Raw genomic sequence first — 13,055 nt, 5'->3', positions numbered from 1 at the left:
AATGAAAACAGACGGTAAAGTAGAAAACATATACTACACCCTCCTCTACAGGAGAGGGAGTCGGCATATAACAGTTCGGGTAAAGGCAGACGGGAAGGTGAAGGTAAGCGCTCCCTACGGAATATCAAAAGCTGCGGTAGAGCGGGTAATTATCAGCAATAAAGAGAAACTGCTCCATACTATTGTAAAACAACAACAGGCAATGCATACCTATGAGAGTGGGGACACCTTCTTGTACGATGGTACGCCCTATACCCTTCGCTTGGAGAGGGGTATACACCATGGAATCCGTCTACAGGGTCCATTTCTTGTCGTGACCTACCCTGGCCAGGTCGTAGCCCCACTGAGTGTCTGCCACCTGATCAAGGAACTCTATCGGGAAGAAGCATGCAAGAGGCTTGCTCCCTTGATTTCTTATTGGGCAGAGCACCTGCAGGTCCCGCCGCCTCCCTTTTCTGTACGCGACTCAAAAATTCGATGGGGCAGTTGTTCAGCAAAAGGCAGGTTGAGTTTTTCCTTACGATGCCAAGCCTTGAATGATACACAACTCTCGTATCTGGTTCTTCATGAAATGGCACATCTGGTGCATTTCAATCACTCAAAAGAGTTCCATTCCCTGTTATTTCATTACATGAGTGACTATAAACAGGTCCAACGGTCCATTTTTTCCTTGCAGCAGGAGACCCAGCTCTGACTTTGATTTAAAAATCTGGTATAATTGCGTATCTTTGTAAGAAGAGGAGATACGATACTATGAAACCTGATGTGCTTGCAGATGGTGTTTACCGAGTAGCCGCGAAGATTGGCAGTCGGAACCTATTTGAAGGAATATGGCCTATCCCCGACGGAGTGATGCTCAACTCCTATGTTGTGGAAGGCAGCGAGAAACGTGTGTTGGTCGACCTGGTCAAGGATTGGGATGGTGCACTGGAAGCTGTTGGTGATCAGCTGGAGAGTCTTTCCCTGGGAGAGGGGGATCTGGACTATATCATCATCAACCATATGGAACCAGATCACACCGGAGCAATGGTAGAAATCGTCAATCACTACCCTAATGTCGAAATTCTCTGTAGTGCAAAAGCTGTTCCCCTGATAAAGCATTTTTATAAGATTGAGAAGAATGTCAGGGCCGTCAGTGATGGGGAAACCTTGGATCTTGGCGGCAAGACCCTAAAATTTTTCATGACACCGAACATTCACTGGCCAGAGACCATGATGACCTTCCTGGAGGAGGATGAAATCCTCTTCAGCTGTGATGCCTTTGGTTCATTCGGTCGCTATGAGTATTGCTTTGATGATGAGTTGAGCGCTGAAGAGAAGGAGAAGCTTGCAAGTGAAACAGAGCGATACTATGCAAACATTGTCTCTTCCTTCTCGCCCTTCGTGATCAAGGGAATCGCCAAGCTTGATGGGCTTTCCATCAAGATGGTAGCTCCGAGCCATGGAGTAGTCTGGCGGTCTGAGCCTGAGAAGATTATCGAGCGGTACAGGACCCTTGCCTCCTACATGCAAGGCCCCAGGGAAAAGGAGGTAACCGTGGTCTGGTCGAGCATGTACGGAAACACCCAGGCATTGCTCTCCTCGATTGTTGATGGCCTGAAGAGTGAGGGAATTCCTGTCCATGTCCTTAGGGTTCCCCAAACCCATGAGTCCTTTGTTTTGGAGAAGGTGTGGAGAAGTGAGGGCTTGGTCATCGGTATGCCTACCTACGAATACAAGATGTTTCCCCCGATGTACCATGTTTTGGATATACTTGAGCGGAGCCATGTACAAGGAAGGAAAACGCTCCGCTTTGGATCATTTGGATGGTCTGGTGGTGCAGAGAAGCAGTTTGATGAGTTCGTAACTGCTATGAAGTTGGACTACAGAGGTGTTGTTGAATACCAAGGATCTCCCAGTGAGGAGGACAAACAGAAAGCCTATGACTTGGCAAAAGCCTTGGCCAAGGACATCAATGGCTGATAGTACTAAGTACAAAGACCAAGGGGGGCTGTTTCCTACACGGGAGACAGCCTTTTCCTTGCTTCCTCGATAAATGCTTTAAAAAGCGGGAGCATCCCTTCATCCATACTTTCCGGATGCCACTGAACTGCGAGCACCCAGTGTCCTGTGGTGCACTCAATGGCTTCAATGCACCCGTCGTTGCTTCTTGCCATACACTGAAAATCAGGAGCAAGTACGTCAATGCATTGGTGATGAAGGCTGTTTACCCCGACTTCCCCACTTCCCAGTATGGATGCAAGACGTGTGTTTTCCTGGATTGTGACCAAGTGACTTACTTTGTCAAAGTGTGCCAGGTCTGGATGATCTATGAGATGGTTCTCTCTCATCATATAGTCCTGAAAGAGTGTTCCTCCCTCAGCTACGTTGATCAACTGACATCCTCGGCAGATACCCATGATAGGTTTTTCCAGTTTCTTTGCAGCATGGTAGAGAGCAATCTGGAACGTATCGCTCTCTACATCGCTTTTCCCACAGGAGGGGTGGCGCTCCTGATGATACAATGATGGCTCAATGTCCGGACCACCCGGTAATAAAAGACCATCACAAAGGGAAATGAGGGTATCAATATTGGTCTCTGTATTGGGGATGAGGATGACAGAAGCCCCACTCTGTTCTAGTTTTGAAACATATCCTTCATTGGTGAAAATCCTCCGAAGGGTGGGAAACGCAGAGGTAGGCGGAGCCTGGCCATAGGTTCCGCCTATCGCGATGATCGGCCTGCTCATGCAATGATGGAGAGTAGGTGACGGGTGAATCCACTGATGCGCTCAACAGAGGAGATGCTGAGACGCTCCTTGGTGGAGTGGACATCAAACATGTTGGGACCAAAGGAGACAGAGTCCATCCCTGGAATCTTGCTGTTGATAATGCCGCATTCAAGTCCGGCGTGGATTGCTGTAATTTCTGGCTTCTTTCCCGTGTACTCCTCATATGCCTTTGCACAGAATCCAGTCAATGCTGAATCGGGGTTTGGTGTCCAGGCAGGATAGGCTCCTTCCATGGCTGTCTTGGCACCGGCAAGCGTAAAGACAGAAGCAAACCTACGAGCAATATCGTCTCGTGCAGAGAGCACTGAGGACCGGTGACTGCTGGTAACACGGAAAGCCTCTTCATCCAATCGAAGAATTGCCAGATTGGAGGAGGTCTCCACGATACCGGGAATCCTGAGGCTCATGGCATCGACCCCATGGGGCGCAGCATAGAGCGCAGTAATGATCTGCTTGCTGATCCGGCTATTAACCGCTTTCAAGGGAAGCTCTGTCTCTTCCAAGGTGAGGCGTACATCCGGGTCATTGAGTGCATACTCATCACTGAGTACCTGCCAGGTTTGGGAGACGAAAGCTTTCAGTGTCTCAACCTCCCCGGAAGGAACAGCAAAGGATAGGGTACAAACAGAAGGAATAACATTCCGCTTGGTCCCTCCTTCAGCCTTGAATACCATTAAGGAGGGAATCTGGCTCAATGCACGGGCCGCTACCTTGATGGCATTTGCCCGCTGCTTATGGATCTCTCCTCCACTGTGCCCTCCCAGCATCCCGTCGGCAGTCAAGGTGAATGCCTTGGAGGAAGAAGGGACCGGCTCCCACTGCACTGGAAGTGTTACAGCAACCTCAATGCCGCCAGCACAGCCGATATAGAGAACCCCTTCTTCTTCACTATCCAAGTTGATCAGGAGTCTGCTCTGTATCGTATCCTGCTCGACGTGGAACGCCCCAGTAAGGCCTGTCTCTTCACTGACGGTGAAGAGTGCTTCCAAGGGGCCATGTTTAGCTTCCTTGTCTGCAAGGATATCGAGTGCAAGGGCGATTGCAATTCCATTGTCTCCACCGAGGGTGGTACCGTTTGCCTTGAGGAAATCTCCATCGCACACAAGCTCAATGGGATCCTTGGAAAAGTCGTGCTTGCTCCAGGATTCCTTGACGCAGACCATATCCATATGTCCCTGCAAAGCGACCGAAGGCCTCTTTTCATACCCTGGGTAGGCTTTCTTTCGTATAATCACATTGCCTATAGTATCGACGATAGCTTCAAGCTCATGTTGCTTTGCGAAAGCGAGTAGGTATTGGCGTATCCCTTCCTCATTTCCCGATTCACGGGGAATGTCGGAGAGTTCAGAAAAATAATTCCAGAGTGCTTGGGGTTTCAACCCCTTCACTGCATCTTGCATAGTCTCTTACTCCTTGTTGTTGTTTCAGGCAAAGCGGTCGCGAATCAGATTTCCATCGACAAACAGGCCTTTCATCTGCATATTTTCATCCAAGACCACTACATCTGCCTTGTAGCCAGGAACCAGCATTCCTTGTTTGGTGAAGCTGTAGATGCGTGCAGGGTTTGTGGAACTCATCTGGCTTGCTTGTTGAATAGGTATTTCCCAGTCGACTGCATTCTTCATGCCCTGGAGCATGGTAAGCGCAGAACCTATGAACAGGTCGGGGTCCTTGATACTGACGAAAGCGCCATCCTCTCCCATGGCACATTCCATCCCATTGGCTATCATGGGACCACTTCTTTGTTTAGTGGGTTTGAGGCTGTCGGTTATCATGACGATGTTGTCTAGTGGTTTCTCGCGAAGCAACATTTTCACCAGTTCTGGGTGTACATGAACTCCGTCACAGATGATCTCACACTGCATGTCTCTCTGTATAAGAATTGCCCCAACGGTTCCTGGGTTTCTGTGATGCAAACGGCTCATTGCATTAAAGAAGTGAGTGGAGTGGAAGATGCCACACTGCATTCCTTCCATGATGTTTTCATAGCTGGCGTTGGTATGGCCAGCAAGCAGAACGATGTTCCTTTCCCTTGCCAAGAGGGCCAATTCACGCATGCGTTTGAGCTCAGGGGCTACCGTCATGCAAATGACTTTGCCTTGTCCTGTATCGATTAGATCATTGAAGATCTCAAGACTGACGGGTATGACTCCCTCTGGGTTCTGGGCTCCTACACGTTCCATGGAGATGAAGGGCCCTTCCAGATTGATTCCCATTATCTTGGCACCCTGCTCACTTCCCATTGCTTCTGCGATTGCCTTGGTACTGGCTTTCATCATATCAAGCTTGTCTGTGTATACGGTGGGCATGAATGCGCTTACCCCAAAGTCAGCAAGTCGTTCGCTCATTCCCAGAATGCTGGATGCCTTACAGTCCTCGGTTCCAAACCCCCCGATTCCATGAATATGGGAATCGATGAATCCAGGCATGATGTAGGAGCCTCCTACATCAATCATGGTGGTGTCGCTGGGGAATTGTTTTTCTGACAACCTTCGCATATTGAAGATGTCTCCAATCTCCCCTTTCTCATCTATATAGAGGGCACAATCTTTCAGTTTCGCATAACCAGTTACGACAGTGCCGTTGGTAAGTACGGTTCGTAGACTCATATGGATACCTCTCTTCATTAACAACTATACGTTCATACGCAACCTAGGTCAATGAAAGGTAGCTGTCAGGTCATTAATCCATGCCTCTCTCTTGATACGGTATAGGCCAAGGAACAGCTTGGTGACCTCTTCCATTCCTAAAAGCAGGTAGAGTTGCCAGGTGTTGAGATGGAGAAGGAAAACCCCGATGAAAGCAAGAGGAACCCCGATGGCCCAAACTCCAAACATTTCTGCGAACATGGAGTATTTGGTATCTCCTCCACTTCTGAGAACTCCCACAATAATGACCATGTTGATGCTCTTGATTGGGAGCAAAACTGCATTGATGGAAAGACAGTAGATTGCCATTTGCCTTACCCTTTCCGAGATATTGAAGAAGGAGGTGAACAGAGGGGCAAAGAGGAACTCAAAGACACCCATGGCGAGGCCCACCAGGATGGCTGTGGTGATAAACCGTTTCGCATAGAGCAAGGCAAGGTGTCTTTGTTTTTCCCCTATCTTGACCCCGATCATAATTAAACTGGCATTGCTGACTCCCATCATCAGGACAAAGAAGAGGTTTCCCACCGATTCGGCAACATTGATGGAAGCGATGGCTTCAATTCCCATCTTGCTGTATGCAACCTTGTAGGTGGCCATTCCCAGCGCCCAGAAAAATTCATTGATGATTACTGGCAAGCTGGTGGGGATGATATGCATCAGAAAGGTTTTGTTCCACCGGAATGCATCCCGTTTCTTGATAGCAATGACAGGATGGTGATGGTAGACAATCCATAGGAGTGCAAGCACTTCAACCAAACGGCTTATGGTGGTGGCGATTGCGGCTCCTGCTACACCGAGTTCAGGAAATGGTCCGATACCAAAAATCAGGAGGTAATTCCCCCCAGCATTCAAGGTCAATGAGAAGAGAGCCACCTGCAAGGGAATCTTTGCATATCCAATGACCCTCAGCGCTGTGGCAAGTATTTGGCTGATAGCGGTAAACAGATAGCTGATGCCGACAATCCTGAGGTAAGCGATGCCTTGGTTGACCACTTCGCTTTCGGTGGTGAAGATATGCATGATCTGGCGGGGCATGAACAAAGATGCCAAGGCAAAAAGCAGTGCTCCAGTTCCTGCGAGGGCGAAAGAGAGTCCAAGTACCCGTTGGATGTTTGTTTCATTCTTGGCTCCCCAGTACTGGGAGAGGAAAATTGCAGAGCCACTAGAGACGCCAAAGAACAAGACACTGATCAGGAAAAACATCTGGTTCCCCAGAGCAACAGCTGCAATGGAGGACTCTCCGAGTTGCCCGATCATCACAGTATCGACGAAGGATAAGGAGTTGGTGAGTAGGCTTTGAAAGACCACCGGCAGGGCGATGGTCACCATTTTCTGATAGAACTCCCTACGTTCGGAAATTGTTGTTTCCACCAAGGTTACCGTCTTGTGAGAAGTATTCTCGACAAGTCCTTCCTCTGAGTTTTTTCCAGGGCTTCAAGAACCAAGGGGCGATTTTCTTTCTTGTTGTATTGCAGAAGGGCGCGCTGCAGATGTCTCTCACGTCCTTTGGGGACATACACGCTGGCAAACCGCTTTCCAGGTCGTGGATCGAGACCAGTATAGTACATACAGGTTGAGACTGTCCCAGGGGTTGGATAAAATTCCTGCACTTGGTCAGGAATGAAGTGAAGCTTGTGCAGGTATAGGGCCAGTGTGATGGCATCCTCCAGCGTACTGCCGGGATGGGCAGCAATGAAGTAAGGTATCAGGTACTGTTTCTTCCCTGCTTTCTCTGTGGTTTCCTGATAGAGTTCGGTGAACTCATCAAATAGTGCTGCTCTCGGCTTTCCCATTGCATCAAGCACCTTGTCGCTGACATGTTCGGGAGCAACCTTGAGCTGACCGCTGATATTGTGCTTTACAAGATGGTTCATGAACCGTTGTCTTGTCTTTTCGTCACACACCTCCAGGAGATAGTCATAGCGTATACCACTCCTGATGAAAACTTTCTTAATTCCGGGAAGTGACTCAATGGCCTCAAGTACATCGAGATACCGTCCATGGTAGTCCTTCAAGTTCGCACAGGGTAGCGGATAGAGGCATTCCTTTGTTGGACAGGGCCCATAGGTTTGCTGCCTGTCGCAAGCCAAGCCTTGGAAGTTTGCCGTTGGACCTCCTAGGTCATGGATATATCCCTTGAATGCAGGGTGCTCACTCATCCGTTTGGCTTCCTTTACCAGTGACTCCTTGCTTCTTGTCTGAATCATTCTCCCCTGGTGGCTGGTGATAGCGCAGAATGAGCAGGACCCAAAACACCCGCGGTTGCTCGTGATGGAGAACTGGACTTCCTGTAAGGCAGGCACTCCTCCGGCTTTTTCATAGTCTGGATGCGCGTCGAGGGTAAAAGGAAGTTCATGCAATGCGTCAAAGAATGCTTCCTCCAAGGGTAGGGCAGGTGGATTCTGGACGACTATGCGTTGCATACAGGATTGGATGACTCTTTTCCCAGCTATAGGGTTCTCTTGTTGCATCTGCAGGCCAAATGCTTTTGCATACGCCTTTTTCCCCGCTTCAGTCGGTGTATTGGACTGTTTGTCCCGCTCACTGACTTCTTCATAAGAGGGAAGGGTGACCGTTGGTTCGGCTTGGATTTCAAAGGTATTTGGCTTGGCCACGTACACAGTTCCCTTGATATCCGTTAGCTGAGAGACAGGTTCCCCCCTATCCAGACGATGGACAATCTCAAGGATTTGTCTCTCTCCCATACCATAGGCCAAAAGATCTGCCTTTGCATCAAGGATAATAGGTTTGCGAACCTTGTCACTCCAGTAGTCATAGTGGCTGAGCCTTCTCAGAGAAGCTTCCAATCCCCCAATGATGATTGGGGTGTCTTTGCCGTAAGCTTGTCTTGCCTTCGCAGTATACACCAAGGTCGGACGATCAGGGCGCAGTCCTGACTTACCGCCAGGGCTGTATTCGTCCTTGCTACGGGGCTTTACATTGGCGGTATAATGGGAGACCATGCTGTCTATATTTCCTCCACTTATGAGGCAACATAGACGGGGTTTCCCCAATTTGAGGAAATCTTTTGTTGAGTTCCAGTCGGGTTGTGCGATAATACCCACACGATATCCTTCCTTTTCCAATAAACGTGCCAAGAGGGCAAGCGCAAAAGAGGGGTGGTCGACGTAGGCGTCTGCACTAATGAAGGCGATGTCTATCTGGTCCCAGGACCGTTGTTGCAAATCTTCTAGCGTTGTAGGAAGAAATGTAGTGCGAGGGGCATATGTTTTCACAACGCCCATCATAGGTCATCGGTCCTCGGGTGTAAATAGGAATAAGGGGTACAGCCATGGCCGATCGAGAGCTTTTCGTTATTCTGAATCCACATGCTGCGAAGGGAAGAGCAAACAAGCAAGGCGAGATGATCAAGACCTTGCTTGCTCAGGATGGCAATCATGTGGAACTGGTCTATACCAAGAAGGGCGAAGGAGCAGAGAAGCTGGCATGGCAGGCAACCTGTGAAAGGCGCGATGCAATCATTGCTGCCGGTGGGGACGGAACCATCAACGAGACGGTCAATGGGATGTTGAAGGCAGCAGCAGAAAAACAGCTGCCTGTTCCTAATCTCGGAGTAATACCCATTGGAAGAGGTAACGATTTTGCTTGGGGTATGCAAATCCCAAAATCTTTGACGGAAGCATGCTCCATTATTCTCCAAGGTACCAAACGAACAATTGATGCGGGAATTGTCTATGGGGGCAAGTATCCTGAGGGACGATACTTTGTAAATGGGCTTGGCGTCGGATTCGAACCACTGGTAAATTTCCTTGCCAGTGATTTCAAGCATGTTTCTGGGACTCCCAGTTATGTATTTGCTCTCATCAGGATTTTGATTAACTATCCTCCACCCTATTCGGTAGATCTTACCTTGGACGGCAGGACACAAAAACTACAAACCCAACAACTTTCCATATGTAATGGGAGAAGAATGGGTTCAGCATTCCTGATGGGGCCTGATGCGCTCTTTGATGATGGATTGTTTGACGTGGTATATGCCAATGCTCCTATTCCTAGCTGGAAACTGGTTCCTTTGGCTCTCACTTTTTTCAAGGGAGGACAGGTAAAGCATAAGGAGTTCAGTGTCTCCAGAGTAAAGCAAGTGCATATGGTCAGTAGTGATCATCCAATGCCTGTCCATGTAGATGGTGAAGAGATTTCCAAAGGTTGCATGGAGTTTTCTGTCAAGCTTTTGGAAGCAATTCTCCCGGTATTTTGCTGAGAGTTGGGGTTTTTAGGCAAACCGTGTCTAGATGTTGAGCTCGATAGGAGAAAATCATAGACATATTCTAGTTTTGCTAAAAAGTAGCTCTTTTCAATTATTCAATAATTAGATATTATATAAATGATTAGGAATTGGCTTATAACGTTGTATGTTTGATTTTCGGAAAAGAGGAGTGTTTCCAAAACTTACCATGAATGTGATTGACTTCTCCTCTAAGAGAGTTTATCTTTAACAATGCGCGTCTTATGTAGTTTTTCTCATGTTTACCGAATACCTAAGGAGTTCCCAATTTGATAAAGGATATGGTGCCGTTCGTACATTTTTATGATCAAGATTTTGTCGACATGTATGACAGGTCTTGGGTATGGATAGACGAACTTTGGAAGCAAGGAACCGAAGCCAATGGCATGAACGGTTCCTATCTTTCATACCCTGGCCAGACAACCTTCAATCAGTATTTATCCTGTTTCTCTTCTCTTTTTCTGGTGTATAGCAACCAGAATAACTCGCCGTTCCCCATGCTCGACTATTTCTACCAGAAACAGGAAGCAAATGGTGCTATTCGCGGTGAGTACTCCATTGAGGATGGGAAGCCTGTCTTTACGGCAGCAAACCCTGAAGGGATTTTTCCCCCTCTTTTTGCCTATGTTGAACATGGCTTTTACCATAAGATTGGAAACAAGAAAAGGCTGAAGGAGATCGTTCCCGTACTGGAGCGATACTTCTCTTGGATCCAGGCTACGTTCCAAAAGCCCAATGGGCTCTACTCTGTACCTATCGAAGCATGTCAGAGTGGTAATATTCCCCGTGACCATGTGTACTATCCATTAGACTTCAATGCTCAGCTTGCAGTTAATGCACTGTACATGTCCGCAATCGGTGATATTCTCAATGACAAGGAGTTGAGTTTCCGTTACAAACGGATTTACTTCTCCTTGAAGACGAGGATAAACAGTATGATGTGGGATCCTGATACCAATTTCTACTATGATTTGGATATCAAGGAAAACCGTATCAATACTAAGTATATCGGTGCGTATTGGACAATGCTCGCGGAGATTCCCAATGATGAGCGAGCTGCTTACTTGATCGAGTACCTTAAGGATCCGAAAGAGTTTGGGACCGATAACCCGTTCCCAAGCGTTCCGGTCTCTTCTCCTGTGTTCAGCGAGGAAGGCAATGGCTATTGTGGCGGCGTTGTTCCAATTAATACCTATATGGTGATCAAGGGCTTGGAAAAATTCAACGAGTTCATTTTTGCAAGGGAGTGTGCCATTAGACACATGTATTTCTTGCTTGATACTCTGCATCCCGATGCTGAAACCATAGGTGATGTGTGGGAAGCATACCTTCCAAACAAGGAGGGATTCTCCAAGACAGATGAGATTCCTGACTTCCCGCGTAGACGATTAATGCCCTATGCAGGAGTGGTCACCATTACCTTGATGATTGAGAACATCATCGGGTTGAATATTTCTCTTCCCCGAAAGACTGTGGACTGGGTAATGCCCTCCCTTGAGGCTATGGGAATAGAGAATCTCTCCCTGAAACGCAATATGATTACTATTCTCAGCAACAAGACAGACCGTGGCTGGGAAATTCGTCTTGAGAGCGAAAAGCTCTATTACTTCACCATCGAGATCCTTGGGGAGAAAAAGAAGAAGACTCTTCCAATTCCGTCCGGCAAATGCTCGATGTTGATCGACAAGCTGTAGATTATGGCGTGGCTTGGTAAACTGTTTGGGGGTACCTTCGGCTTTATGTTCGGAGGACCTTTGGGGATGATTGCTGGTATCGCGTTCGGCCATATGTTTGACAAGGCCGGAGATGTAGGATCCACACAGGCAACAAAAAGCACCTATACCACCCTTGATAGAGAGCAAATGCTCTTTTTCGTGGGTGCATTTTCGATGCTTGCAAGGATTGCGTCCTCTGATGGCTCGGTATCATCACATGAGCGTCAAAAAGTGTTGGAGTTTATTCGTCAAGACCTTCGTTTGGGGTATCGTGAAGAAGAGGCTGCCATGCGAGTCTTCGATACCGCACTTACCGGTGGCGGGACGTTCGACCAGTTTGCTTCGCAGTTCTATCAGAACTTTAGCCAGGCACCAAACATCTTGCAGTTGATGATCGATATCTTCTATCGTGTTGCTGCTGCCGATGGTACGATCAACCGTGAAGAAGAAGAGATGATCAGGCGGGCTGCAAAGATTTTCCGCCTGAGTGATAGCTTTGTAGAGATGCTTTGTAATCGCTATGGTGGTTGCAGTGATGCATCGGACAAGGCATATGCTATTCTCAATATCCCTCGTACTGCTACTGATGATGAAGTGAAACGAGCCTACCGGAAGCTCAGCATCGAGTTCCATCCAGACACCCTTGCTTCCAAAGGCATGGGAGAAGAGTTCTTGGGGCATGCTACTGCAAAGTTCCGGGAAATCCAGGATGCGTATGATGCTATCAAGAAGGAGCGCGGAATCCGCTAGAACGTCACCCTTCCCCGTAAGGATCTTGCCAAGGTAATTCGATCCGCATATTCCAGATCTCCACCAATTGGCAGGCCGCTGGCCAGCCGTGTAATGGAGAGTTCCTTATAATCCTTGAGTATATGTCTGATGTAGAGAGCCGTTGTGTCACCCTCTTCTGTTGGGTTTGTGGCTATAATCAATTCAGTGAATTGACCCTCCTTGATGCGCTGCAGGAGGCGGGAGAATGAGAGCTGCTCAGGCCCGATGCCATCAAGCGGGCTGATCGCACCCCCAAGCACATGATACAAACCATTATATGCCCCACTTGATTGGATGGTCAGCACATCCTGAGGTTCCTCCACCACGCACAGCAGGCTTCTATCCCGGGAAGCATCACTGCATACAGGACAAGGATCAGTTTCTGTAAAGCTTCCACATATTGAACAGGGGAAAATCCGGTCCTGGATGGTGGCGATTGCTTGGCTGAGGTTCTGATTATAACGCTTCTCGGTTTTTATCAGGTGGTAGGCAAGTCTGGATGCACTCTTTGGGCCGATGCCCGGGAGACGGGAAAGGGTTTGGATAAGGTTTTCCAATGCTGTCATGACTAGGCCTGTGGGGTCAATGCACCCAAAGGACCGGCATATTTCATGCCCTCACTCTGGATCTTTTGCTGGATTTTTGCTGATGCGTCGTTGAAGGCACTGGTCAACAATACCTGAAGGGTCTGCAAATCATCCGGGTCAACAATATCCTTTTCGATATGTATATCAGTTACAATGAACTTTCCGTTGATAGTCACTTCAACCATGCCTGCTCCAGCACTCCCTGTTGCTGTAATGGTGGGAAGCATTTCCTGCATTTTCTTCACATTCTCTTGAATACCTTTCATGTTTTTCAAGAGTTCAAAAGGGTTCATATCCATACTAAGGTTCCTCGC

12 protein-coding genes are annotated in these 13,055 nt (G+C 48.1%); 5 read left to right on the top strand and 7 right to left on the bottom strand.

Features of this window, described 5'->3' with window-relative positions; genetic code table 11:
- Position 1: 1 nt before the first annotated feature.
- Together DYP60_RS00315 and DYP60_RS00310 are read left to right on the top strand one after the other, a co-directional pair.
- Complete coding sequence (locus DYP60_RS00315; protein ID WP_117328877.1) at positions 2 to 694, top strand: M48 family metallopeptidase; 693 nt, start codon at positions 2 to 4, stop codon at positions 692 to 694.
- Between the two features lie 59 nt (positions 695 to 753).
- Positions 754 to 1,962, top strand: coding sequence for an FprA family A-type flavoprotein (locus DYP60_RS00310; protein ID WP_117328876.1), 1,209 nt, complete (start codon positions 754 to 756; stop codon positions 1,960 to 1,962).
- 35 nt (positions 1,963 to 1,997) lie between these two features.
- Here the strand turns inward: DYP60_RS00310 and DYP60_RS00305 are convergent, their stop codons facing one another.
- Genes DYP60_RS00305 through DYP60_RS00285 form a run of 5 tightly spaced genes read right to left on the bottom strand, consistent with a single transcriptional unit; the run spans position 1,998 to position 8,658 of the window.
- A complete protein-coding gene (locus DYP60_RS00305; RefSeq protein WP_117328875.1) occupies positions 1,998 to 2,729 on the bottom strand; it encodes a gamma-glutamyl-gamma-aminobutyrate hydrolase family protein in 732 nt (243 codons plus the stop codon).
- On the bottom strand, positions 2,726 to 4,171 hold the full coding sequence (locus tag DYP60_RS00300) for an aminoacyl-histidine dipeptidase (protein ID WP_117328874.1): 1,446 nt from the start codon (positions 4,169 to 4,171) through the stop codon (positions 2,726 to 2,728). Before DYP60_RS00300 ends, DYP60_RS00305 begins: the two co-directional genes overlap by 4 nt.
- Positions 4,172 to 4,195: 24 nt before the next feature.
- A complete protein-coding gene (gene nagA, locus DYP60_RS00295) occupies positions 4,196 to 5,380 on the bottom strand; it encodes an N-acetylglucosamine-6-phosphate deacetylase (RefSeq protein WP_117328873.1) in 1,185 nt (394 codons plus the stop codon).
- Positions 5,381 to 5,428: 48 nt separating this feature from the next.
- A complete protein-coding gene (locus tag DYP60_RS00290; RefSeq protein WP_117329103.1) occupies positions 5,429 to 6,793 on the bottom strand; it encodes an MATE family efflux transporter in 1,365 nt (454 codons plus the stop codon).
- Positions 6,794 to 6,798: 5 nt separating this feature from the next.
- Complete coding sequence (locus DYP60_RS00285) at positions 6,799 to 8,658, bottom strand: YgiQ family radical SAM protein (protein WP_117329102.1); 1,860 nt, start codon at positions 8,656 to 8,658, stop codon at positions 6,799 to 6,801.
- Positions 8,659 to 8,714: 56 nt separating this feature from the next.
- On the opposite strand from DYP60_RS00285, the gene DYP60_RS00280 reads away from it, so the two are divergent.
- From DYP60_RS00280 to DYP60_RS00270, 3 genes are all read left to right on the top strand, one after another.
- Positions 8,715 to 9,644, top strand: coding sequence for a diacylglycerol/lipid kinase family protein (locus DYP60_RS00280; protein ID WP_117328872.1), 930 nt, complete (start codon positions 8,715 to 8,717; stop codon positions 9,642 to 9,644).
- 293 nt (positions 9,645 to 9,937) lie between these two features.
- Complete coding sequence (locus tag DYP60_RS00275; protein WP_117328871.1) at positions 9,938 to 11,362, top strand: MGH1-like glycoside hydrolase domain-containing protein; 1,425 nt, start codon at positions 9,938 to 9,940, stop codon at positions 11,360 to 11,362.
- Positions 11,363 to 11,365: 3 nt separating this feature from the next.
- Complete coding sequence (locus DYP60_RS00270; RefSeq protein WP_117328870.1) at positions 11,366 to 12,133, top strand: TerB family tellurite resistance protein; 768 nt, start codon at positions 11,366 to 11,368, stop codon at positions 12,131 to 12,133.
- On the opposite strand, the gene recR is transcribed toward DYP60_RS00270, so the two are convergent.
- The gene (gene recR / locus DYP60_RS00265) at positions 12,130 to 12,720 is read right to left on the bottom strand and encodes a recombination mediator RecR (protein WP_117328869.1); all 591 of its coding nucleotides are present in this window, start codon (positions 12,718 to 12,720) and stop codon (positions 12,130 to 12,132) included. The genes DYP60_RS00270 and recR overlap by 4 nt on opposite strands.
- Before the next feature lie 2 nt (positions 12,721 to 12,722).
- A complete protein-coding gene (locus DYP60_RS00260; protein WP_276308946.1) occupies positions 12,723 to 13,034 on the bottom strand; it encodes a YbaB/EbfC family nucleoid-associated protein in 312 nt (103 codons plus the stop codon).
- Between the last annotated feature and the right edge of the window lie 21 nt (positions 13,035 to 13,055).

This window comes from Sphaerochaeta halotolerans, assembly GCF_003429665.1.
In the GTDB taxonomy this organism is placed as follows: Bacteria; Spirochaetota; Spirochaetia; order Sphaerochaetales; family Sphaerochaetaceae; genus Sphaerochaeta; species Sphaerochaeta halotolerans.
This window is presented reverse-complemented; position numbering and strand designations above follow the sequence as displayed.